24 protein-coding genes are annotated in these 23,343 nt (G+C 60.6%); 9 read left to right on the top strand and 15 right to left on the bottom strand.

Annotated elements, in window-relative coordinates:
• The first annotated feature begins 165 nt into the window (after positions 1 to 165).
• Both N5D22_RS10215 and N5D22_RS10220 read left to right on the top strand, forming a co-directional pair.
• Complete coding sequence (locus N5D22_RS10215; RefSeq protein WP_279656258.1) at positions 166 to 648, top strand: DMT family transporter; 483 nt, start codon at positions 166 to 168, stop codon at positions 646 to 648.
• Positions 645 to 1,070, top strand: a complete 426-nt coding sequence (locus N5D22_RS10220; protein WP_279656259.1) for a DMT family transporter — start codon at positions 645 to 647, stop codon at positions 1,068 to 1,070. Before N5D22_RS10215 ends, N5D22_RS10220 begins: the two co-directional genes overlap by 4 nt.
• A gap of 63 nt (positions 1,071 to 1,133) precedes the next feature.
• On the opposite strand, the gene N5D22_RS10225 is transcribed toward N5D22_RS10220, so the two are convergent.
• Positions 1,134 to 2,420, bottom strand: a complete 1,287-nt coding sequence (locus tag N5D22_RS10225) for a DUF2778 domain-containing protein (RefSeq protein WP_279656260.1) — start codon at positions 2,418 to 2,420, stop codon at positions 1,134 to 1,136.
• Between the two features lie 449 nt (positions 2,421 to 2,869).
• Here N5D22_RS10225 and pncA point away from each other — a divergent pair, with 449 nt between their 5' ends.
• Positions 2,870 to 3,496 (top strand): bifunctional nicotinamidase/pyrazinamidase, encoded by a 627-nt coding sequence (pncA, locus tag N5D22_RS10230; protein ID WP_279656261.1) that lies wholly within the window; start codon positions 2,870 to 2,872, stop codon positions 3,494 to 3,496.
• A gap of 14 nt (positions 3,497 to 3,510) precedes the next feature.
• On the opposite strand, the gene N5D22_RS10235 is transcribed toward pncA, so the two are convergent.
• On the bottom strand, positions 3,511 to 3,747 hold the full coding sequence (locus tag N5D22_RS10235) for a DUF2164 domain-containing protein (protein WP_279656262.1): 237 nt from the start codon (positions 3,745 to 3,747) through the stop codon (positions 3,511 to 3,513).
• Between the two features lie 179 nt (positions 3,748 to 3,926).
• On the opposite strand from N5D22_RS10235, the gene N5D22_RS10240 reads away from it, so the two are divergent.
• Entirely contained in the window at positions 3,927 to 4,646 is a 720-nt protein-coding gene (locus tag N5D22_RS10240; RefSeq protein ID WP_279656263.1) for an AzlC family ABC transporter permease, read from the top strand.
• Positions 4,643 to 4,957: an AzlD family protein gene (locus N5D22_RS10245; RefSeq protein ID WP_279656264.1), complete on the top strand. Its 315-nt coding sequence runs from the start codon at positions 4,643 to 4,645 to the stop codon at positions 4,955 to 4,957. The genes N5D22_RS10240 and N5D22_RS10245 overlap by 4 nt, the downstream gene beginning before the upstream one ends.
• Here the strand turns inward: N5D22_RS10245 and N5D22_RS10250 are convergent.
• Positions 4,954 to 6,795, bottom strand: coding sequence for an aminopeptidase P family protein (locus N5D22_RS10250; protein ID WP_279656265.1), 1,842 nt, complete (start codon positions 6,793 to 6,795; stop codon positions 4,954 to 4,956). The two genes, N5D22_RS10245 and N5D22_RS10250, sit on opposite strands and share 4 nt — an antisense overlap.
• A 293-nt stretch (positions 6,796 to 7,088) precedes the next feature.
• On the opposite strand from N5D22_RS10250, the gene N5D22_RS10255 reads away from it, so the two are divergent.
• Positions 7,089 to 7,262: a hypothetical protein gene (locus N5D22_RS10255; RefSeq protein ID WP_279656266.1), complete on the top strand. Its 174-nt coding sequence runs from the start codon at positions 7,089 to 7,091 to the stop codon at positions 7,260 to 7,262.
• 146 nt (positions 7,263 to 7,408) lie between these two features.
• On the opposite strand, the gene N5D22_RS10260 is transcribed toward N5D22_RS10255, so the two are convergent.
• From N5D22_RS10260 to N5D22_RS10270, 3 genes are all read right to left on the bottom strand, one after another.
• On the bottom strand, positions 7,409 to 8,287 hold the full coding sequence (locus tag N5D22_RS10260; RefSeq protein ID WP_279656267.1) for a 50S ribosomal protein L11 methyltransferase: 879 nt from the start codon (positions 8,285 to 8,287) through the stop codon (positions 7,409 to 7,411).
• A gap of 94 nt (positions 8,288 to 8,381) precedes the next feature.
• Positions 8,382 to 8,981, bottom strand: coding sequence for a cytochrome oxidase assembly protein Sco (gene sco / locus N5D22_RS10265; RefSeq protein WP_279656268.1), 600 nt, complete (start codon positions 8,979 to 8,981; stop codon positions 8,382 to 8,384).
• 141 nt (positions 8,982 to 9,122) lie between these two features.
• Positions 9,123 to 9,281 carry a hypothetical protein gene (locus N5D22_RS10270; RefSeq protein ID WP_279656269.1) on the bottom strand — a complete coding sequence of 53 codons (159 nt, stop codon included), beginning with the start codon at positions 9,279 to 9,281 and terminating at the stop codon, positions 9,123 to 9,125.
• Positions 9,282 to 9,507: 226 nt separating this feature from the next.
• Between N5D22_RS10270 and N5D22_RS10275 the strand changes: the two genes are divergently transcribed.
• Positions 9,508 to 9,975 carry a chemotaxis protein CheW gene (locus N5D22_RS10275; RefSeq protein ID WP_003522339.1) on the top strand — a complete coding sequence of 156 codons (468 nt, stop codon included), beginning with the start codon at positions 9,508 to 9,510 and terminating at the stop codon, positions 9,973 to 9,975.
• 219 nt (positions 9,976 to 10,194) lie between these two features.
• Here N5D22_RS10275 and N5D22_RS10280 read toward each other — a convergent pair whose 3' ends face one another.
• From N5D22_RS10280 to gcvA, 3 genes are read right to left on the bottom strand one after another with little or no spacing between them, the layout of a single operon-like run.
• Positions 10,195 to 10,686, bottom strand: coding sequence for a CreA family protein (locus N5D22_RS10280; protein ID WP_035220532.1), 492 nt, complete (start codon positions 10,684 to 10,686; stop codon positions 10,195 to 10,197).
• Positions 10,687 to 10,732: 46 nt separating this feature from the next.
• Positions 10,733 to 11,341 carry a 3'-5' exonuclease gene (locus tag N5D22_RS10285; RefSeq protein WP_279656270.1) on the bottom strand — a complete coding sequence of 203 codons (609 nt, stop codon included), beginning with the start codon at positions 11,339 to 11,341 and terminating at the stop codon, positions 10,733 to 10,735.
• Positions 11,342 to 11,384: 43 nt separating this feature from the next.
• Positions 11,385 to 12,287 (bottom strand): transcriptional regulator GcvA, encoded by a 903-nt coding sequence (gene gcvA / locus N5D22_RS10290; RefSeq protein WP_279656271.1) that lies wholly within the window; start codon positions 12,285 to 12,287, stop codon positions 11,385 to 11,387.
• Between the two features lie 198 nt (positions 12,288 to 12,485).
• Between gcvA and N5D22_RS10295 the strand changes: the two genes are divergently transcribed.
• On the top strand, positions 12,486 to 13,412 hold the full coding sequence (locus N5D22_RS10295; RefSeq protein ID WP_279656272.1) for a DMT family transporter: 927 nt from the start codon (positions 12,486 to 12,488) through the stop codon (positions 13,410 to 13,412).
• A gap of 292 nt (positions 13,413 to 13,704) precedes the next feature.
• Positions 13,705 to 14,241 (top strand): GNAT family N-acetyltransferase, encoded by a 537-nt coding sequence (locus N5D22_RS10300; RefSeq protein ID WP_279656273.1) that lies wholly within the window; start codon positions 13,705 to 13,707, stop codon positions 14,239 to 14,241.
• 6 nt (positions 14,242 to 14,247) lie between these two features.
• On the opposite strand, the gene N5D22_RS10305 is transcribed toward N5D22_RS10300, so the two are convergent.
• The 6 genes from N5D22_RS10305 to ftsZ all read right to left on the bottom strand — a co-directional run bounded on the left by N5D22_RS10305 (position 14,248) and on the right by ftsZ (position 23,266).
• Positions 14,248 to 15,141: an aminoglycoside phosphotransferase family protein gene (locus N5D22_RS10305; protein ID WP_279656274.1), complete on the bottom strand. Its 894-nt coding sequence runs from the start codon at positions 15,139 to 15,141 to the stop codon at positions 14,248 to 14,250.
• 64 nt (positions 15,142 to 15,205) lie between these two features.
• Positions 15,206 to 17,380, bottom strand: coding sequence for an NAD-dependent DNA ligase LigA (ligA, locus tag N5D22_RS10310; RefSeq protein ID WP_279656275.1), 2,175 nt, complete (start codon positions 17,378 to 17,380; stop codon positions 15,206 to 15,208).
• Positions 17,381 to 17,496: 116 nt separating this feature from the next.
• Entirely contained in the window at positions 17,497 to 19,170 is a 1,674-nt protein-coding gene (gene recN / locus N5D22_RS10315) for a DNA repair protein RecN (protein ID WP_279656277.1), read from the bottom strand.
• 15 nt (positions 19,171 to 19,185) lie between these two features.
• Positions 19,186 to 20,052, bottom strand: coding sequence for an outer membrane protein assembly factor BamD (locus tag N5D22_RS10320; protein ID WP_279656278.1), 867 nt, complete (start codon positions 20,050 to 20,052; stop codon positions 19,186 to 19,188).
• 233 nt (positions 20,053 to 20,285) lie between these two features.
• Positions 20,286 to 21,245, bottom strand: a complete 960-nt coding sequence (gene lpxC, locus N5D22_RS10325) for a UDP-3-O-acyl-N-acetylglucosamine deacetylase (RefSeq protein WP_279656279.1) — start codon at positions 21,243 to 21,245, stop codon at positions 20,286 to 20,288.
• Between the two features lie 266 nt (positions 21,246 to 21,511).
• The gene (ftsZ, locus tag N5D22_RS10330; protein WP_279656280.1) at positions 21,512 to 23,266 is read right to left on the bottom strand and encodes a cell division protein FtsZ; all 1,755 of its coding nucleotides are present in this window, start codon (positions 23,264 to 23,266) and stop codon (positions 21,512 to 21,514) included.
• Between the last annotated feature and the right edge of the window lie 77 nt (positions 23,267 to 23,343).

Here is a 23,343-nt window from a genome sequence, read left to right on the forward strand (position 1 = left end):
TGGTTTGCGCGTCGTTTTCTGCATATTGCAATAATGCGTGGCAGGCTCGCTTGTTCCGTAGCGCACAGGATAATGTCGCCCGACGCGGCAAAGCGGTGCAATTCGATTCCGCTTCAGGCACATATCGGCTAAAGCTCGGGTTCCTCTTCAGCTTTCCGGCCCGCCATGACAGATACGACGCATCCCCGCCTCAACCCGCTGCATCTTGCCGCCGCCTTCGCCAGCGGCTGCCTTTTGACATTGATGGTGCATTTCAACGGTCAGCTCGCCCACTACGGCAATGCGTTGTTTTCCTCCTGGACGGCGCACGGCACCGGCACGGTGGCGGCGCTGATCTATCTCGCCATCATGCGCCCGAAAAAAGACGCCGCGACACCGGCAAAGCCGAAAGCGCCGCTCTGGGCCTATTGCGGCGGGGTCGTGGGTGCGGCCATCGTCATCCTCACCTCGACCGCCGTCAATTCGCCGCTGGCGCTTTCCGGCACGATTGCGCTCGGTCTCGGTGGACAGGTAATCTTCAGCCTGCTGGCGGATCTTTTCGGCCTCTTCGGCCTGCCCAGAAGAAAGCCGGACCTGCGGGACATGGCGGCGGTGGCGCTGATCCTGTGCGGCAGCGCGCTCATCATCCTTGTCGGGAGAACGGCATGATTGTCTGGATCGCCATGGCCTTTGCCGGCGGCGTCTTCGTGGCGCTGAGCCGCCAGATCAACGGCCGCCTCAGCCTCTCGAATTCGCCGCTGATCGCATCGTTCTGGAACCACATTGTCGGTTTTGCCGTGCTGACGGTCATCGGCCTCATCGTCGGCGGCCTCATTCCGCCGGGCGCGGCCGATGCCCCCTGGCTCGCCTTTATCGGCGGCCCGATCGGCGTCGTCTTCATCGCTTCGGGAAGCTGGCTCATTCCGCGCATCGGTGCGGTCAATACCGCCCTTCTGGTCATCAGCGGCCAGATGGTTTCAGGCGTGGCTCTCGATCTTTTCAGCGATCACCCGCCGAAAATCTGGGCAAGCGCACTCGGCATCCTGCTCATCCTCGCCGGCATGGTGCTGACACAGCGGCGCGGTCGCTAGAGCATTTCCATTAAAAAATGCGCTGCGGTTTTACGTCCGGAAAATGCGTGGAACGAGGAAAGCTCAGGAATCGCTGCCGCGCGAGAACATGCCGAGCAGGGTCTTGCCGCCGCTTTTACCGCCACTGCTGGCCAGCGTCGGCCGGTTGCCGTTCAACTTCGGCACCACCACCATGCGCTTGACTTCGCCGCGCTTGAAGGCCGCAAGAAAGCGCGGGTAATCCCGGAACACCACGCAGCCATTCGATTCGCCGCGTTTCGCCAGCATGTAGGTATGCGCCAGAAGACCGTCGCGGCCGTGCGGGTTGACGCCGTTTTCCGGTGTCAGGCGAATGGCCTCGACGCCATGGAACCGCGCCTCGCGCATCGTCAGACGATAGCTGGAAGGCGGCGTCGAACCGCGCATTCTCACATGCACATAATCGGGGTTGTCGCGCATCTTGCCAATGCCGGAATGCGCTTCGAGCTTCTCGCCATTCGGCATGTGCACGACGCCAGAGGAAATATCGTAGATCGCCGTGCCATTGCCGCGATCCGGCCACGGAACCGCATCCATCTTGCTCGGCTCGTGCATTGGATTGTCAGGTTTTGCAAAGGCGAGCATGGCGCCGGTGCTCTGCTTCGGCGGCGCAGGCGCACGAAGGGGGACCGGCGCATCGAAAGCCGGTGCCGAAGCGACGGCCGGAACATGTTCCTCGGTCTTGGACGATGTCGCGGGACGCGGTGACGGCTCAACGGTCTGAGCCGTCGCAACCTCGGGACGGAAGCTTGGCAGCGGCACATCATCGGGCAGCAGGCTGCTTGCCTCTTCCTCGATCTGCGGCCGCGCCAGCGCCACTTCAAATGCCGGATGCTGCGGAACGGCGCTCCGATAGGCAACCTCGGAGGTGCGTCCAAGCGCCGAATCGACGATCGCCGAGGGATTGAGCGCAGCAAGTTCCTTCACCCTCGCCTGCCCCTTTGCATTGGCAGCCGCGCCGAAGCGCTCGCCGAATTCCTTCGCGCCGATCTCGGGCATGATACCGGCAAGTCGAACCGCCTTCTGCTGGCCCTGGCTATGGTCGCCCAGGCGGGAAAACTTGCGAACGTGAATATCCCGCGCAGCCGTGTGGGCAATCGCCGTCTCAGTGGAAGCTAGTCTCGTCACCAGCGTCTTTTCAAACTGACCGGCACCATGCGAAGCGGCAGCCATGCTGTGCAGCGAGGCGAAGGCGGCGAAGGCGAAAAGCCCGGCAAAGGCGCCGCCGCCGAGCAGGGCGGACATTCGGCCGAACGAAAAGGATTTGCCTCTCTTGACGGAAGACGAACCGGCAAGACCGGCGCCATTATAGGCCGCAGCAGAAAACGCCATGATACTCGTTACTCGAACCGTTCACGCACACCCGGCCGATGCCGGTGGGATTTTGGGGCATCCGAAAAGCGGGCGGACACCACGCCGGTTTCGGAACTGACTGGTTCGAAGCATGACGAATTATGGTAACCAAAGTGTTTACGAGTCCCTGCAAAAATAATTCATTAAGGTCTGCGCATTGTCAGGCGAAGGCAAAACAATGACTTGCGCGGGTACTGCGTGCATCCGCACCGCATCGTCCCGGGAAATGCCCCTGAGGGCGTCATCGGCCCTTAAAATTTCCGTCGCCGCATCGTCAGGTAAATTCCGACTTGGCCGGAAGTTTGCTGCAAATACGGCAGGACTGCGGCTGGGCGGCTCCTGCCCGACCCCCTGCCTGCCGGATAGGTCGAAAGGGGCTTGATCCGTCAAAGCCGGCTTGGCATCCTGCGATAAAAGGGAGGCACATCATGAAGGCGCTGCTGCTCATCGATATCCAGAACGGTTTTTGCCCCGGCGGCAATCTGGCCGTTGCCGATGGCGACAGGGTCGTGCCCATCGCCAATGCCCTCATCGACAATGGCGGCTACGATCTCATCGTCGCCTCGCAGGACTGGCACCCGGAAAATCACGGCAGCTTCGCCTCGCAACATCCCGGCAAGAAACCCTTCGACATGGGCGAACTCTCCGGAAAGCCGCAGATGATGTGGCCGGACCATTGTGTTCAGGGCACGCCGGATGCGGAATTCCACCCCGATCTGAAGACGGAAGCCTTCGATTACATCCAGCAGAAGGGCGAAAACCCCGCCGTCGACAGCTATTCCGCCTTTCGCGACAATGACCAGGGGGCGACGACGGGACTGGCCGACTATCTGAGCCGCCAGGGCGTCACGCAACTCGACGTCTGTGGCCTTGCCACCGACTATTGCGTCAGTTTTTCGGTGATCGATGCCCTCGACATGCTACCCGGTGTGAATGTCCGTTTCATCGAGGACGCCAGCCGCGGCATCGATCCGCAGGGCATCAAGGCGGCGATTGTGACAATGCGGGAAAAAGGCGCGGCCATTCTCAAAAGCCGCGACATATTGCGGGACTGAGAGACGAAGCACCCTTAGCGCGGCTTCGGCTTCTCCAGCACGTCGATATCGCCTGCCGCGTCCTCAAGGCGTCTCAGGATCGCCGCATGCGCATCCCTGAGCCCCTCATTATAGAAGGCATGCCCCAGCTCCTCGGCCAGAAAATCCACAAAGATTTCCGCCTGCAGCAGGCCGATTTCGGCTTCGGTCTCACGGGCGAGATAATCCCTGATGCGTGCGGCCAAAGCGGCCTTTTCCTGCTTTTCCAGCATCGATCTTCCAAAATCTGACTATCGAGGCGCACGGAGGAAGCGCAAGGCCCCTCCATCGCGCCAACCGCAAGAGGCGTTACCGTAACGGAAGCTTCAAGTTAATCAATCGATCCATTCATGCAATTCGTTTGTCAGCCGGACGTGACGGCGATAGAGCGGCGGACAAGGAGTTTCCAGACATGTTCAATGCAGATTTTCGCGAAGGATTGAAGAGCGGTTTCCCGATCGCCCTCTCCGCCGCCCCCTTCGGTGCGCTGTTCGGCGCGGTTGCAGTCGATAACGGGCTGAGCATCACTGAAGCCACGATCATGAGCGGCACCGTCTATGCCGGCGCCAGCCAGCTTGTCGGTATCGAATTGTTCGGCCAGAAGGTTGCCCCCTGGCTGATCGTTCTTTCCGTCTTCGCCGTCAATTTTCGCCATATCCTCTATTCGGCCGCCATTGCCCGAATGATCTCGAACTGGTCTTTCCTGCAGAAGGCCGCGGGCTTCTTCGTGCTGGTGGATCCGCAATTCGCCGAGTCGGTCAGGAAATACGAAAATACCGGCGCGGTCGGCTTTTCCTGGTATATGGGCTTTGCCGCACCGGTCTATGTGCTGTGGCTGGCCATGACCATTCTCGGCGCATCGCTCGGCAACCTCGTCGGCGATCCGAAAGCCATCGGTCTCGACGTGCTGCTGCCGATCTATTTCATGGGTATGGTCTTGAGCTTCCGCCAGCGGGAGAATTTTTATCCTGTCATGCTGGCCAGCGCGGTTGGTGCAACGGTCGCCTATCATTTCGTCGGCTCGCCCTGGCATGTCAGCCTCGGCGCGGTCGCCGGCATTCTCGTCGCGGTACTTTATCCACCGAAACCGGAAGCCGCGACGGATTCTGAAAGCAAGGTGGAAACGCCATGAGCGACATGCTGCACGCCGATACGCTGATCCTGATCGCACTCGCCGCCATCGCCACCTATATCACCCGCATCGGCGGTTACGTGCTGATGACGCGGATGAAATCCATCCCGCCGCGCATGGAGGCGGGACTGAACGCCGTACCGGTGGCGGTCCTGACCACGCTGGTCGCACCCGCCTTTTTCGAAGGCGGGTACGAGGTGAAGATCAGCATGGTGGCCGCCCTTCTGGTCTGCCTGCGGTTTCCCGGCCTGACGATGCTGGCCATCGGCTGGGCCATCGTCATCATCATCAGGCACTTCTCGCTGCTTTAAGCGCTCCGCTCCAGTGGCTTCGTCGCGGCAACCAGCCACGCCCTTACGTCCTCATCGGTGATCAGGGGAGAGAGCTTCTCCAGAACCCGGGCGTGATAGGCGTTCAACCAGCCCAGCTCCTCGTCGGTCAAAAGCGCCGCAACGACAAGCCGGCGGTCAATGGGGCACCAGGTCAGCGTTTCGAAGGAGAACATCGGCTGGTCGCCGCCGGCGACCTCCTCCGCCTCGCGAACATAGATCAGGTTCTCGATGCGGATGCCGAATGCGCCGGGGCGGTAATATCCCGGCTCGTTCGACAGGATCATGCCCGGCAACAACTCCTGCGTCGAAAGCCTGGATATGCGCTGCGGCCCCTCATGCACGGAGAGGTAGGAACCGACACCATGGCCGGTGCCATGGGCATAATCCGCCCCCGCCTTCCACAGCGCGATACGCGCCAGCGGATCGAGATCGCAGCCGCGCGTTCCCTTCGGAAACCGCGCGGTGCTGATGGCGATCACGCCTTTGAGCACCAGCGTGAAGAAACGCCTCTGTTCTTCCGGCACCGCGCCGATCGCGACGGTGCGGGTGATGTCGGTGGTGCCGTTGACATATTGCGCGCCGGAATCGACGAGGAACATCTCGCCATCGGCAAGCGTACGATCCGTATCCGTCGTGACGCGGTAATGGATGATGGCGGCATGTTCGCCAGCGCCCGAAATCGTATCGAAAGACACATCCTTCAGCGGGTTCTGCATTGCTTGCCCCACCTTCACCCGTGCGGCTTCCAGCGCCTTGACCGCGGCGATTTCGGTGACGCCGCCCGGCGGCTGACGATCCAGCCAGCTGAGATATTCGACCATGGCCGCACCATCCTGCACATGGGCGGCGGCCGAGCCGGCCAGTTCCGCCTTGTTTTTACGCGCACGCGGCAGGCGGACAGGATCGGCCTCCTCGACGAGCGAGCCGCCCGCCGCGGTGATTGCGCCGGTGAGCGCCACCGGGGTCAGATCCGCATCCACCATGACGCGGCCTTTGGCGCTGGCGATGGCATGCAGACGGTCAGCGATCTTCGATGGCGGCAATTGCGTCGCAAGCTGCGCCAGATAGGCCTCGGTCTCGATGCCGGTCTTGCGCTTGTCGAGAAAAATATCCGCCCTGCCATCCGCATAGATGATGCCGCGGGCAAGCGGGTGTGGTGTGTGCGGCACGTCATTGCCGCGAATATTGAAAATCCAGGCTATGGAAGACGGGTCGGTGACCAGCAGGGCATCCGCGCCTTTGGCCGAGACCGTTTCCGCCAGTGAGGCGATCTTTTCCTTCGCCAGCACGCCGGTAAAGCTCTCCGGCTGGATGACCACGGCTTCCAGCGGCTCGGCGGGGCGATCCTGCCACAGGGCATCGAGCGGGTTTTTCTCCAGCAGAACGACCGATCCGCCCTTGCCGGCCAGCACCTTTTCCAGCCGCTTCAGTTCAGCGCCTGTGTGCAGCCATGGATCGATACCGAGCCGGAAACCCTGCGGACCATGTTCCGCCAGCCAGACGGAGGGCGGCGCACCGACCAGATCGCCGCCGCTGAATACCGATTGATCGACCTGTGACTTGAGCTGCGTCGTATAACGGCCATCGACAAACACCACCGCTTCGGTACGCGTTACCAGTGCAATGCCGGCGGAACCGGTAAAACCGGTCAGCCATGACAGGCGCTCGGCGCATTCGGGCACATATTCCCCCTGATATTCATCGGCGCGCGGCACCAGAAAACCGTCAATGCCGAGGGCGTCGAAACCGGCGCGCAGCGCCTCGACGCGGGCCTTGCCGAATTGCGGCGCGGATTTGTTTTCGAAGGTCTGGAACATGGGTGTCTTTCGGGAACTGTCATGGGAAAAGCTATTCGGTCGCGCCATCAAATCACTGACGCGCAACGACAATGCCATGCGGATAAAGCCGGTTTCAAGCCATATATGACAGAGCGGATTGCGGCGATAAATTGTGCATATTTCGCGAAATAAGTAATACTCAAGGCAATAAGACATGCGAAATTCGCATATCTACCGTGAGATATCTCCCCTAACCAAACAAAAACACATCGCTTATCTTTGGGTCAACACAGCGAGAGAGACACTCTCCTGGCAAACAAGGATTTGAAGCAATGGCAAAATCTTTCTTCCGCACCGCCTTCGATCGCGTTGTTGAAGCACGCGAGCGTCAGGTCAGCCGCCATGTCAACGCCGCCCTTCTGAACCTCGACGACAAGTCGCTGGAAGCGCTCGGCATGAACCGCGCCGATCTGCGTCGCAAGGCAAAGTCCAGCTACGTATTCTGATCACGTCGGGCGCGGCGATCCTCCCTCCACCGCACCCAACAGGAATACGTCAACCCGCTTGAGCAAGCTCCTCCCATGCTCGCGGGTTCCCAGGCGGCGCGAAAGCGCCGCCTTTTCTTTTGCCCGAAAGGGATGTTGCCGCAGGTTCAGTCCCTGCGCAGATGCAGCGTGACCCAGCCGTTGCGCCAGATGGTGCGGACATGGGAAAGCCGCGCGCCATTATAGGCGGAAAGCACCTTCCAGCGCTGTGACGCCAGAATGCCGGACAGGATGACGGTGCCGCCGGGCGCCAGATGCGTGACGAGCTGCGGCGCCATCTTGATGAGCGGCCGGGCCAGAATATTGGCGATGATGAGATCGAACGGGCCGTGCTTGCGGAAGGCGTCCGAGTGGAAGCCCGGTGCTGTTTCCAGCGCCATCCCGGAGACGATGCCGTTCAGCCGCACATTCTCCTTCGCCACCTTGACGGCAATGGGGTCGATGTCCGTCGCCAGCACGGGAATGGGACGCATCTTGCGCACGGCAATCGCCAGAACGCCGCTACCGGTGCCGAGATCGAGCGCATTGCGCACGGTCCGCGCCCGCAGAACCTCCTCGATCATCTCAAGGCAGCCGGCCGTCGTGCCGTGATGGCCGGTGCCGAAAGCCTGTCCGGCCTCGATTTCGATTGCCAGATCGTTCGCCCGCACCTTGTCGCGATCATGGGCGCCATGCACGATGAAACGCCCTGCCCTGACCGGCTTCAGCCCCTCGAGCGACTTGGCGATCCAGTCGACATCAGGAACGGTCTCCTTCTCGATGACGAGACCGGGAAAGGCGGGAGCAAGCAGGGCTTCGACACGCTCGCGAAACTCCTCTTCCTGCTCGGCCATCAGATAGACGGAGGCTTCCCAGATATCGCGCTTCTCATCCACCTCGGTCGTGGCAATCGCGACATCCTCCTCGCCGAAATAGTCCGACATGAGATCGAGGATTTCACCCGCCTTGATTTCGGTCGTGGTGACGTAAAGTCGGATTTCGCTCACGGCGGGCTGCTTTCTCTGGATGAGGTTATTGTTCTTGCCTTTGCCACAAAACCTCGGCCAGTCCAATAAGCCCGGCGCAATTATGCCGCCTCTATCAGCCCTTCAGAAGATTCTGGAGCTTCTGCTCGGCAACTTCGGGGTTTTCGCCATAAGCAATGGTGCCGGAAAAACGGCCATTGGCATCGAGCAGGATGACGGACGCCGTGTGATCCATGGTGTAGTCGCCATTCGGATCCTTCTCGTCCACCGGCACCTTCTTGGCATAGATGCGGTAGCCCTTCAGCGTTTCGGCGATCTTGTCGACCGGGCCGGTGATGCCGGTGATGCGCTTCGAGACGTTGGAGACATATTGCTGCATGATTTCAGGCGTATCGCGCTCGGGATCGACGGAGACGAAATAGGCCTGCAGCTTGTCGCCGGCCGGGTCCACCTTCTCCATCCAGCCGTTCAGCTCGAAAAGGGTGGTCGGGCAGACTTCCGGGCAATGGGTGAAACCGAAGAACAGCGCTGTCGGCTTGCCCTGAAAGGCCTTTTCGGTGATCGGCTGGCCGTTTTGCGCCGTGAGTTGGAAGGGCACGCCATAGGCCGTCTCCACCATTTCATTACGCGTCTTCGTCATTTCGATCGTCAACCAGCTGACAACACCGGCGAGAACGAGCACGACGGCCCACAATACGATGCGAATATTTTTCATTGTCCAATCCTACCCCGAAAGCCGGCGGCATGTCGCTGGCCCTGGCCGACTGATAACGAACGGCGGCGGCAACGGCAAATCAACTGGGCGTATTTGCGGGAACCGCGCTGATTTGTCACAAAGCGCAGACGGCCAAAACGATCACAGACACCAGGCGATGCCGCTCTGCACCGTAGACAGGAAAATATCCGTGCTGTGCCGGACCCAACCGTCGAAGGCAAGAAGCACGACGGCAAGCGAGGCCACGGCGGCAAGACTTGCCAGAATAAACTTGAGCGGATGGGACGTGAGCGCGTTCATGCACCTGTTATAACCTGTTTGCAACGGTGCGAAAACCGCCAAAATACTGGGTTTCGGCACTCCTGCGGCGGCAATTGTTAGGGAAAGTTTAAAATCTTGCTGTGCATGATGACAGCAGCGGTTTTTAAAGCCTCGACATGATGTCTCCCGGTCCATTCTCCGGCCACCGCATAAAGCTCAATCCTGCGCGGGCCTGTTAGAGAGCCATCAGAGGAAACCTGCCGTCATGTCCAACGCCATCAAGCAATCCGGCGCATATCTCGAAATCGTTTCCTTCCATCTGGGCGATCAGGAATTCTGCATCGACATCATGGCGATCCGCGAAATCCGCGGCTGGGCGCCGGTGACCCCGATGCCGCACACCCCGCCCTATGTCCTCGGCCTCATCAACCTGCGCGGCGCCGTCATCCCCGTCATCGACATGGCCGGACGCCTCGGCATGAAAATGACCGAACCCTCCGAACGCTCCGCCATCATCGTCACCGATATCGGCGGCAAGCTGGTCGGCCTTCTGGTGGAACAGGTCTCCGACATGATGACCATCCGCTCCGAGGATTTGCAGCCCGCGCCCGATATCATTCCGGAAGAACAGCGCAGCTTCTGCCGCGGCATCGTCGCGCTGGAAAAGAGCATGGTCTGCTTCCTCAACCTCGACACCGTGATTGCGGACGAGCTGGCGCGCGAAGCGGCCTGATCGACACCGTCGATCATCGCCAGCTGCATGCGTGAGAAATCTTACGGTTTGCAGGGGAGCAGCGATGGAGATAAACGTATCTCCACACACGTCGTCATCCTCGGCCTTGCGCCGAGGATCCATCAATGCATCGTCGAGTCGCTAGGTCGTGGATTCTCGGGACAAGCCCGAGAATGACGGCGAGAGATTTACCACTCCAAGCTTCATAGAAGCAAACCTTCACGGCTTGCCCTTTTGCCATGTGACCTGCTGATTATAGAGCGGCACCGTGGAAATCGCCATCTTGGCCGAACCGTCGGTCAGCTCCCGCGCATGCACCAGATAGATCAGCGTGTCATTCGCCTTGTCATAGACGCGGCTGACAACGAGCTTCTTCCAGACCAGTGACATGCCCTGCCGGAACACTTCTTCCCCGCCCTTCGACAGATCGATGTCGCCGATCTCCACCGGCCCCGTCTGGCTGCAGGAAATGGCATTGTTGGAAGGGTCTTCGAACCAGTTGCCGTTCTTCAGTCGGTCGATGACGCCGCGCTCGAAATAGGTCACATGGCAGGTCACACCCTTGATCTTCGGATCGGCGATCGCCTCGATGACGATATCGTTGCCGATCCAGTCGACGCCGACCTCACCGACCACCTGCGAATGCGCCGCTGTCACCGGAAGCAACGCCAGAAAGCCCGCAAACAAACCCGACAGAGTTTTCATCGTCATCGCATCTTCTCCGTTACGCTGCTTCAAACATAAGTGCGCGGAACGGTTACGCAACCCGGGAGACGGCGCGTTTTTTCATGCTGCAGGGCTGGTAACCGGTGGAGGTGAGACGCCCCGCGACCATGCCGATCTTTTCCGGCAGCTCGCGGATATGGGCAACACGCAAGGCCTTGGCCGCTGCAATCGAAGCGGCCGCGCAGACGACGGCATCTTCGGCGGCATTATGGTGCACGAAACGCAGCTGGAGGTGATGGGCGATGACATTCAGCTTGTGCGACGCCAGATTGGGCCAGACATGCCGGGCGATCTTGACGCTGCATAGATAGGAAAGATCGGGATAGGACTGCCGGTATTTATCGAAGGACGCCCGCATGACGCTGAAATCGAAGGCGGCATTGTGGGCGATCATGGTGGCGCCGTGGAAGTCGTCGATGAACTCCTCCATCACATCAGGAAATTCCGGCGCATCTTCGACATCGGCCGGGCGGATGCCATGCACCGCGATGTTGAAGGGCGAAAACCGCATGTCCTTCGGCCGGATTAGCCGTTCCTCGACGCGAACAATCTCGCCGCCCTCTATCCATGCAAGTCCGACGGAGCAGGCGCTGCCCCGTTCCTCATTGGCGGTCTCGAAATCGATGGCGATGGTTTTCAAGAGTGATTCCCGTTGTTTCATTCCGGCATAGACCGGATTGACGTCAAAGAGAACCGGCCTCGGCAGAGCCCGCCTCCGAAAGCATCCAGTCGATGAGCGTCACCAGATCGGGATTATCAAGCATGCGCCGCGGATAAACGAGGAAATAAGCAAGCGTGCTGGCCATGTCTTTGCCGAAGGGCGCAATCAATGCGCCTTCCGCAAGCTCGCGGGAAACCAGCGAACGCCGGGTCAGCGCAATGCCGTGCCCGGCCTTGGCCGCATCCAGCGCACCATTGCTGTCGATGAAGACGGTGCCGCCGGAGGCATCGACATCCGATGCTCCCGCCGCCTCTAGCCAGCGCCGCCATTCATTGCGGTTTTCATCGTGCAGAAGCGGAATGGATTTCAGGTCCCCCGCCTCCTGAAGCGGCCCATATTTCTCCAGAAGCTGCGGCGAGCAGACCGGCAGGGTGCTGTCATCGATGAAGCGGATGCTCTCCAGCCCTTCATAACGACCAGAACCATGCCGCACCGCCAGATCGACATCGTCCCTCGAAAAATCCACCAGCCGGTTCGTCACGCTGATGCGGACATCCACATGCGGGCGTTGCTGCTGGAAGGCAGGCAATCGCGGCATCAGCCATTGCACGGCGAAGGTCGGCGTGCAGCTCAGCGTCAACACCGTAATCTCGGAGCGCGCCGTCAGTTCCGCCGTCGCCTCCCGCATCATCCGGAAGGCGGTGCGAAGCGCGCCGTAATAACGCTCCCCTTCACGCGTCAGCTGGATGCTGCGCGGCTTGCGGAAAAACAATTGCACGCCAAGGCGCGCCTCCAGTTCCCGGATTTGCAGGCTGACCGCACCGGGCGTGACATTCAACTCATTGGAAGCGAGCGTGACGCTGCGATACCGCGCTGCGGCCTCGAAGGCCTGCAACCCTTTCAAAGAAGGAAGTTCGGTCGCCATGATTTAGCTTACCTCAATTATCGCGCGAGAAACTATCGTTTGAAGACACCATAAAACAGGGAGTAAATAGAGACAACACGACATGAAATGCAGTGAGAGACACACATTATCAGCTTGAGTTAAGCTCAACCGATATCGGGTGGATGGCGTCGGCCTCATCTGCGATCATGTCGATACTCATGCTTTTGGGAGATGACGATGGCGATACAGAAACAGATGGATGCCGGCGAATGGGCGCTGCTCGTCGCGCTCTCGCTCCTGTGGGGCGGATCGTTCTTTTTCATCGGCATCGCCGTCAAGGAACTGCCGCCGGTCACCATTGTCACGCTGCGCGTCAGCCTGGCGGCAATCGCGCTTCTCATGGTCTGCCGCATCATGGGCCTTCGCCTGCCGCGAGAATGGCCGGTGTGGCGTGCGTTTTTCGGCATGGGGCTGCTCAATAACATCATCCCTTTCTGCCTGATCGTCTGGGGCCAGACCCACATTGCCAGCGGACTAGCCTCGATCCTCAATGCCACCACGCCCCTCTTCACCGTCATCGTCGCCCATTTTCTCACCGCCGACGAGAAGATGACCGGCAACAAGCTCGCCGGCGTGCTGATCGGCTTTGCCGGCGTGGCGACCATGATCGGCCCGGCCGCCTTCACCGGCTCATCCGGTCTCTGGGGCCAGATCGCCATTCTCGGCGCGGCCGTATCCTATTCTTTCGCAGGCATATTCGGCCGCCGTTTCAAGGCCATGGGCGTGCCGCCGCTGATGACCGCCACGGGCCAGATTTCATCCTCGACCCTGATGCTGATCCCGGCGGCCCTTCTTATCGATAAACCATGGGCGCTTGCCATGCCGAGCCTCGGCACCTGGGGCGCGCTTGTCGGCATCGCCCTGCTGTCGACGGCGCTCGCCTATCTCATCTTCTTCCGCATCCTTGCCAGCGCCGGCGCCACCAATCTTGCCCTCGTGACCTTCCTCATACCGGTCAGCGCCATCCTGCTCGGCTCGCTCATTCTCGGCGAGCAACTGGAAATCAAGCATTTCGCCGGCATGGCGATGATCGCCGCCGGTCTTGCCGCGATCGATGGCAGATTGCTTTCCAGATTGCGCCAGCCTCGCCAGCGGTTGCAGTGAAGACCGGAAGAACGAGGCCGGCCTGCAAGGTAACGACCTCGTTCTTTCCTCCCTCCAATATTTTCGGACATGAACCCTGCCATGCCGTCTTGACGCCCGGCGGCTCCTCTGGCCTTATGCCGCCATGACCGGCTTTGTTACCCACATGCATCTTACCGTGACCATTCGCCCCGCAGGGCGCGTGGCGGTGTCGGTGCGTTAATCAACCGGCCATCCGTCCACCACCCTGCCGCATATTGGCAGGGTTCGGTGTTCCCGCTCTGCCTCGGCTGAATATCCAAGGAGAGCAGACATGCCGGAATGCGATATACCCTCACCGCTGGACCCCGATGCGCGCTGGCCCGAAGGTCTGAGCATTCGCGCCCGTACCCCGGCGGATGCGCCGGGAATAACGGCGCTGCATAACATGGCCGGATATCGCTACGGGACATTGCGCTGGCCGCATCACAATCCAGAGGATATTCGCAAGGGGATCGAAACCCAGCCCGCCAACAGCTTTGCGCTGATCGCCATCCTCGACGGCAAGATCGTCGGCGATATCGGCTTGACGCGCCACACCAACCGCCGGGCGCATGCGGGCAGCATCGGCATGGGTGTTCATGATGCCTATAAGGGACAGGGAATCGGCAGCGCCATGATCGGCGAAATCCTCGCCATTGCGGATCGCTGGCTGAACCTGAAACGGATCGAACTGACCGTTTTCACCGACAATGAAGCGGCGCTGGCGCTTTATCGCAAATTCGGTTTCGAGGTCGAAGGACACCTCAAATCCTTCGCTTTCCGAGACGGTGAATATATCGATGCCTATTGCATGGCACGACTTCGATAGGTCCGGTCAGTTGCCCAGGTGATCCGCGAACACTTCCCGAATGGTCCGCCGCGACCATTCGGCCATTTTGTCGTTACGCCCGCGCTCGGCATCCAGCACGATCAGCGCCTTCCACAGCGCCCAGCCGCGCCCGCGCTGCCATGTAGCCTCATCCAGATCCAGTACTCGGCGAAAAACAGCGCGGCTTTCTGCATCGAGCACATTCCAGGCGAGGATGAGATCGGAAGACGGATCGCCGACGCCGGAACTGCCGAAATCGATGACAGCCGACAGGCGCCCGTCCTTCACCAGCAAATTGCCCTCGGCAATATCGCCATGCACCCACACGCCTTGCTCCCGCCAATGGCTGGAAAGCGCCAGCTGCCATATTTCCATGGCCAGCGCCTGATCCACCTCATCGGTAAGCCGCGCCGCCGAGGCCCGCGCCTCCCCGTCATAGACCGCAAGCGAGCCGCCGCGATGAAAATTATGCGCACCCGCAGGCGGTCCCTCCGAAGCGTCGATGCCGTGCAGGGTTTTCAAAAACGAGGCAACATCGATGGCGATGGCCGAAAGATCGACGCTGCCCGGATGCCGGGCAAGAGGTTCGCCCTCAAGCCAGCGATAGATGGACCAGCTGAATGGATACGCCTCTCCCGGTTGCCCCAGCGCCAGTGGCTCCGGGATAGAGCAAGGCAGGAATGGCGCAAGCAGGGGAAGCCAACGGTGTTCTTTCTCCACCTGCGCCACATAACGGCTGGCACTTGGCATGCGCACCAGCATCCCGTCACCAAGACGAAAGCTGCGATTGTCCCAGCCGCTCAGTTCCACCGGCCGGACATTAAGATGCGCCCATTGCGGAAACTGGCTGGCGATCAGCGCCCGGACCTGCTCTGTGCTGACGACAATGCGGTCATCCATGCTGTGCTCTCCGTGTCCGGTGCAAAGCTCTAGCGGCAGAGAACAACATCGCCATGACGGTGTATCAGCCGCCGATCAGGGCCAGCCACTCGTCCTCGTCCATAGTCTGCACACCCAGTTCCGTCGCCTTGGCAAGCTTGGAGCCAGCTCCCGGTCCTGCCACCAGAATATCGGTCTTTTTCGAAACCGAGCCGGCCACTTTCGCGCCGAGGCTTTCGGCACGCGCCTTGGCCTCATCGCGAGTAAATTTCTCCAGCGAACCGGTAAACACCACCGTCTTGCCCGCCACCGGGCTGCCGTCAGTGGAAGGCTTTTCGGCCTCCTTCGGGCGAAGCTCCCGTATCAGCCGGTCGATGACATCGAGATTGCGCGGCTCCCTGTAAAACTCGATGATGGCGCGGGCCACCACCTCGCCGATACCGTCGATGCTGTTGAGTTCGGCCCAGGCATCGCTCGCCGGATCGGCTGCCGCTTTCATGCTCTCTTCAAAATGCTCATAGGTGCCATAGGAGCGCGCCAGAAGCTTCGCCGTGGTCTCACCCACATGGCGGATGCCGAGCGCGAAGATCAGCCGGTGCAGATCGATCTCGCGGCGAGCATCGATGGCATCGAACAATTTCCTGACGCTGACCTTGCCGAAGCCGTCGATATTCTCGAGCTTGGTCAGCTGCGAGGCGTCCTGCCGCGCCTTCAGGGTGAAGATGTCAGGCGCGGTCTTGATCGAGAGCGCCGGATCGTCACTTTCGAAGAAGAAATCGATCTGCTTGGTGCCAAGCCCTTCAATGTCGAAGGCATTGCGGGAGACGAAATGTTTCAGGTGCTCCACCGCCTGCGCGCGGCAGACGAAACCGCCCGTGCAGCGCGTGACCGAATCGAGCTTGCCCGTCTTTTCATTGCGCTCCCGCACCGCATGGCTGCCGCAGACCGGACATTTCTCCGGAAACGCATATTTCACCGCTTCAGCAGGGCGCTTTTCCAGAAGCACATCCAGCACCTGCGGAATGACATCGCCGGCGCGCTGCACGATGACCGTATCGCCGATGCGAATGTCATGATCCTCCGGGCGGATGCGCTCGCCGCTATTGCCAATGCCTTCGATATAATCGGCATTGTGCAGCGTCGCATTGGTGACGACGACACCGCCGACGGTGATCGGGGTGAGACGCGCCACCGGCGTCAAGGCACCGGTGCGTCCCACCTGGATTTCAATATTCTCGACAGTGGTAAAGGCCTGCTCGGCCGGAAATTTATGGGCGGTGGCCCAGCGCGGGCTGCGCGAACGGAAGCCAAGTCTTTCCTGCAGATCGAGCCGGTCGACCTTATAGACCACGCCATCGATATCATAATCGAGATCGGGCCGTGCGACGCCGATTTCATTATAATGCTCAAGCAATTGCTCGGCGGAGGTGAATCGCTTCATCAGCGGATTGACCGGAAATCCCCACTCCCGGAACTTCTCGACGATGCCATATTGCGTATCGGCAATTCGCGCCGGCTGGCCGCCATTCGAAACCTCGCCCAGGGCATAAGCGAAGAACCGCAGCTTGCGTTTCGCGGTCACATTGGCGTCGAGCTGGCGCAGGGAGCCGGATGCCGTGTTGCGCGGGTTCACATAGGTCTGCTTGCCTTCGGCCTCCATCTGGGCATTGAGCGCCAGAAAGTCGCTCTTGGCCATATAGACCTCGCCGCGCACCTCCACCACATCGGGCGCATCGGCGGGCAGTTCCTCCGGGATTTCCTTGATGGTCCTGATATTGGCGGTGACATTCTCACCCGTCGTGCCGTCACCACGCGTCGCCGCCGTCTTCAGCCTGCGGTTCTCGTAGCGGATCGACATGGAAAGCCCGTCAATCTTCGGCTCGGCGGTGAAGGCGATGGAATCGTCGGGCAGCTGCCCGAGGAAGCGATAGACGGAACTGACGAAATCCCGCAGATCTTCTTCCGAAAACGTATTGTCGAGCGACAGCATCGGCCGCGCATGCACGATGGGCGCAAAGGTCGGAAGCGGTGCGAAGCCGACTTTCCTCGACGGGCTATCGGCCCGCACCAGCGCCGGAAAAGCCGCCTCTATGGCGTCGTTGCGACGCTTCAGCGCGTCATAGTCCGCATCGGAAATCTCCGGCGCGTCCTTGCCGTGGTAAAGCGCATCATGGCGCGCAAGCTCGGCTGCCAGAAACGCAAGCTCGGAAGAGGCTTCAAGCTCGGTGAGGTTTTCGACGGGTTTCTGGTCTTTCGACATGACGGCCTCTTTTCGGAATTACCGAACGCTTTTAGCCGAAATAACAAACATTAAAAACAGTTTTGCCGTTGGACTCACAACGCCGAAAGGCACTCCATCGGCATTGCCGCGAGCAGTCAGTCCTTGGCAGCAAGCAGGCGGGCCGCCGCAGCCCTCGCCTCGTCCGTCACCGACGCACCGGCGAGCATGCGGGCAATCTCTTCGGTACGGTGTTTCGGCTCCATGGTCGCCACGCGGGTGGCGATACGCTCGCTGCCGTCGCCGGATGGGCCCTTGGAAATGAGAAGATGGGTTGCCGCCCGTGCCGCCACCTGCGGCGCATGGGTAACGGACAGAACCTGCACGGTTTTCGACAGGCGGCGCAGCCGCTGGCCAATGGCATCCGCCACCGCGCCGCCGACACCCGTATCGATTTCGTCGAACACCAAGGTCGGTGCAGAACCGCGATCCGCCAGCGCCACTTTCAGCGCCAGCAGGAAACGGGACAATTCGCCGCCCGAGGCCACTTTCATGATCGGACCCGGCCGTGTACCCGGATTGGTCTGAACGTGGAATTCCACCGTGTCGATGCCATCGGCCGTCGCCTGTTCGGCATCCGAGGTCACCTCGACGGTAAACCGCGCCCGCTCCAGCTTGAGCGCCGGCAGTTCCGCCATGACAGCATTGGAAAGCGCATCCGCCGCATGGCGGCGTTTGTCGGAAAGCGATTGCGCGGCACGGTCGAAGTCGGCCTTCACCACCCCGAGATTGGCCTCGAGCTTGCCGAGCTTTTCTTCGCCGGCATCGAGATCGGCGAGATCGGCCACCATTTTTTCGGCAAGGGCCGGCAGGTCTGGCACGGCGACATTATATTTGCGTCCGGCGGCGCGCAGGGCAAACAGCCGCTCTTCCACCCGCTCCAGTTCACGCGGATCGAATTCGGTGCGGCGCAGCGCCGCCTCCACTTCCATCTGTGCATTGGAAAGGCTGTCCAACGCGGCATCCAGCAATTGCACCGTGTCTTCCAGCAAACCGGGAGCTTCGTGGCTCTTGCGCTCCAGACGGCGCATCATCGAGGCGATGACAGGCACGGGCGACGCATTGCCATTCAGAAACTCGCTGGCCTCGGCGATATCGCCGGCAATGCGTTCGGATTTCTGCATCACCGCCCGGCGTTCGGCCAGTTCGTCTTCTTCACCGTCGCGCGGCGAGAGCGTCTCCAGTTCCTCGACGGAAGAGCGAAGGTAATCCGCCTCGCGAGCTGCCGCCTCCACCTTGGCGCGGTGCGTCTTCAGCGCACGCTCGGCATCCTTCCAGGTGCGGTAGAGGCCCTGAACGGTGCGAGCCTCATCGCTCAGCCCGGCAAAGGCATCCAGCAGCGTGCGATGTGCATCGGTATCGACAAGCGCGCGATCATCATGCTGACCATGGATCTCGACCAGCAATTGCCCGAGCTGGCGCATCATCTGCACGCTGATGGCCTGATCGTTGATATAAGCCTTGGTGCGACCGTCGGAGGATTGCACCCGACGGAAAATCAGGTCGCCATCGTCGTCGAGACCGTTTTCGCGCAACAGGAGCCGTGTCGGGTGATTGTTCGGGACTTCGAAAGTGGCGGTGACCTGCCCCTTCTCTTCCCCGTGGCGCACAAGGCCGCCATCGCCGCGGCCGCCGAGCGCCAGCGAGAGACTATCGAGAAGGATGGATTTGCCCGCACCCGTCTCGCCCGTCAACACGGAAAGGCCCGCCTCAAAACCGAGGTCGAGCCTTTCGATGAGAACGATATCGCGTATCGAGAGCTGGACCAGCATGGCCTATGCCCCGTCTCAGGCGCCGATAAGCTTCTTGCCGGCACGCGAAATCCAGGACCCCTTGTTTTCCCGCGGTTCCAGCCCCTGACCCTTCAGCAGCTTATAGGAATCCGCATACCATTGGCTGTCGGGATAATTGTTGCCGAGAACGGCGGCGGCTGTCTGCGCTTCGTCCACCAGTCCCATCGCATAATAGGCTTCCGTCAGACGCGCCAGCGCTTCTTCGATCTGGTTGGTGTTCTGGTACTGCTCGACGACGATGCGGAAGCGCGAAACGGCGGCGAGATATTCCTTGCGTTCCAGATAATAACGGCCGACCTGCATTTCGCGGCCGGCGAGCTGGTCGCGGGCGAAACGGATCTTGGCCTGCGCATCAGCGACATATTCCGAATCGGGATAGTCGTTGACGACCTTGTTCATCGCCTCGACCGTGCGCTGTGCTGCGCGCTGGTCCTGCGTCACGTCGGAAATCTGCTTCGAATAGGCAAGGCCGATCATGTACTGAACATAAGCAGCATCCTTGGAACGCGGATATTGCCGCAGGAAGCGGCTGCCGTTCGTGATCGCCACATCGTTCTTGTTGGTGCGCGTGGCAATGAAGGTCTGCATGACAAGCGCCTTCTGGCCCCATTCGGTGAACGGGTACTGCTTGTCGATAGCCTCGAACTTGCGCGAGGCTTCCGTCATATTGCCGGCGTTCATGTTGGCAAGCCCCTGCTTGTACAGAACGTCAGGCGGATCGGTCTCGACGCCGAGCTTGGTAATGTCGATATCCGGATCGGACTGGCAGGCCGTGACGGCGACACTTGCACCGACCAATAACAACGAAACGGCGATCCCCCGCATCGTACCCTTCATTGCACCAGACCCTACATGCTTCATTCGACAGTTCCCACTTCCCGCGCAAATACATAAGCATCGGCTTTGCACTGGCGTTCTAGCCATAAAAGCATCCGCAGGGCAACGCAATGATGACGCATTAACGCATTTTTATGGCATCGGCCCGTGCAATCGCATGAATATCAGGCGATATAACGCAACTTCTTGTTCGCATCACGAAAAAGCCGCCCCAAAGGGAGCGGCTTTTTCTGTCAATTGATAGCCTGCGAAAGAACTCAAGCAGACCAGGGGGCAAATTCCGGCATGTTGACCGCAACGAATTCGCGGGCGCGCACCATCTGGTTGCGGGCGGCCGGCGCTTCGACGATCTCATAGGCGGTGCGGTCGCTCAAAAGCGCCTTCAGCGCATTCGCATTGACCTTGTGGCCGCCGCGATAGGAACGGTAACAGCCGATGAACTGCGCGCCGGCAAGCGCCAGGTCGCCCACGGCGTCCAGCGTCTTGTGGCGGACAAATTCGTCCTTGGCGTAACGCAGGCCTTCCATGTTGATGACGCTGTTGTCGTCGGAGATGACGACCGAGTTCTCAAGCGAGGAGCCGAGCGCATAACCGGCGGCCCACAGGCGCTCCACATCACGCATGAAGCCGAAAGTACGGGCGCGCGACAGTTCGTTCTTGAACGTATCCGCCGTCAGGTCGCCCTTCCAGGACTGCTTGCCGATCAGCGGCGTGTCGAAATCGATGTCGACCTCGAAACGCGTGCCGTCATAGGGACGGAACTCCGCCCAGGAGGCGCCCGAATCGATGCGCACCGGCTTGGTGACGCGAATATAACGGCGCTTCGCACCGAGATTCTTGATACCGACCGATTCAATAGCCTCGATGAAAGGTGCGGAGCTGCCGTCCATGATCGGCGCTTCCGGACCGTCGACTTCAACGATGAGGTTGTCGAGGCCCATGGCGTAGATGGCGGCCATGACGTGCTCGATCGTCGCCACCGACTGGGAAAGCGAACGGCCGAGCACGGTGCACAGATCGGTATTGCCGACGTTGGAAGACACCGCCTTCAACTCGGTGACGCTGCCATTGTCATGAAGGCGGTGGAAGACGATGCCCGTTCCGGCTTCTGCAGGCTGGAACGTCATCGAGACCGGATTGCCGGAATGCACGCCAATGCCTTTGAGCTGAACAGCATGTGCGATAGTTGTCTGAAATCCGAGCAGTCCGATAGTCATGCGTCTATGCCTTGTTTTGCAAACCGCGCCGCCTGGGCGCCGTTCAAGTTTTCAAGCCGGTTTTGGCAACCGGCCAAGTCCGTATTTTCCTCTACCCAGCCTCATACATACGCACATGTACGTGCCACGACAAATCACTGTTCGTTTCGGATTGTTACACGCGCAAGCAATTGAAAAGGCGAATTAATTTAGTGTTAATAACGTAAAATAAACAAAACGCCCGGATCGTGAAACCCGGGCGTTCGAAGAGGCGGATGGAATCGCCTTTAGTTGGACTGGCGGCGCAGGAAGGCCGGAATTTCCAGCTGGTCGTCGTCGTGGTGGCTGGCCGAAGAAGGCGTTGCGCGGCCGTGATCGTCAAGCTGGCCGCGACGCGGTGCGTAGAGGCTGGCTTCCGGCGAAAGCGGGGCGCGGCGCTGCTGCGGCGCCATGCTCGGCGCATCCATCATGTCAGACGGAACTTCTTCCTCTTCGCGGCGGCCAAGCGAGTTGGTGATGCGCTTCAGAAGACCCATCGGGCCACGCTCTTCCTGGGCGGCAGGAGCGGCGTGGGTGCGGTGGTCCAGCTCGGCCTTCACGACCGGCGGAAAGTCCTCGACCTTCGGCATGCGTACCGGCTCGGGCTGGCGGGCAACCGGTGCGGGTTCCTGATAGACAGGAGCCTGCGGCTGCTGCAGACGCGGAGCCTGCGCGGCAACCTGTTCCGGTGCATGATAGACCGGGGCCGGAGCAACCGGAGCCGGAGCGGCCTGCTGAACCGGCTGGGCCGGACGGAGAGCCGGTGCTTCAGCCGGAGAAGATGCGAACAGCTTACTCTGCGGACGGAAATCCTGAGCCGGCTGCTGGTGTGCGGCGAAACCGAGTTCGCGTTCCATTTCGGCTTCCGCCGAACGGATGGTCTGGGCGATCGGGTCTACGGCCTTCTGTGCCTGCGAGACTGCTGCAGGCTGTACTGCGGCCGGAGCGGGAGCAACGGCCGCGGAAGGACGGATAAGCGGCTTGGCAACGGCAGCTGCGGCGCGCATATCGGCGACGTTCTGCTCGCCGACGCCTGCAACGCGGTCAATGCCGGTTGCAACGACGGAGACGCGGATGAGACCTTCCAGAGCTTCGTCGAAGGTGGCGCCGAGGATGATGTTGGCGTCCGGATCGACTTCTTCGCGAATGCGGGTGGCCGCTTCGTCGACTTCGAACAGGGTAAGATCGCGACCACCGGTGATGGAGATCAGCAGGCCCTGTGCGCCCTTCATCGAGGTTTCGTCGAGCAACGGGTTGGCGATTGCCGCTTCCGCAGCCTGCATCGCACGGCCCGGACCGGAAGCTTCGCCGGTGCCCATCATCGCGCGGCCCATTTCACGCATGACCGAGCGAACGTCGGCGAAGTCGAGGTTGATGAGGCCTTCCTTCACCATCAGGTCGGTGATGCAGGCAACGCCGGAATAGAGAACCTGGTCGGCCATGGCGAAGGCGTCGGCGAAGGTCGTCTTGTCGTTGGCAATACGGAAGAGGTTCTGGTTCGGAATGACGATCAGCGTATCGACGGACTTCTGCAGTTCCTCGATGCCCTGTTCGGCAAGACGCATGCGGCGGCCGCCTTCGAAGTGGAAAGGCTTGGTGACGACGCCGACCGTCAGGATGCCCTTGTTGCGCGCAGCCTGTGCGACGACAGGAGCTGCACCCGTGCCGGTGCCGCCGCCCATGCCGGCGGTGACGAAGCACATGTGGGTGCCGTTCAGGTGATCGATGATCTCGTCGATGCATTCTTCAGCGGCGGCGCGGCCGACTTCCGGCTGGGAGCCGGCGCCGAGGCCTTCGGTGACGTTGACGCCGAGCTGGATGACCCGGTCTGCCTTCGTCATGGTCAGCGCCTGCGCATCCGTGTTGGCGACGACGAAGTCGACGCCCTGGAGGCCGGCCGTGATCATGTTGTTGACAGCGTTACCACCACCACCGCCGACACCGAAAACAGTGATGCGTGGCTTCAGCTCGGTGATATCAGGCTTTTGCAGCTGTATCGTCATTTTAGCATTCCTTCTTTCTCTGGCCGCATCGCCCCGCTGGCCGATTCTTGAAAACTCAACTCTGAAACCTCCGGCTT

It is taken from the genome of Agrobacterium sp. GD03872 (assembly GCF_029840625.1).
GTDB lineage: Bacteria > Pseudomonadota > Alphaproteobacteria > Rhizobiales > Rhizobiaceae > Agrobacterium > Agrobacterium fabrum_A.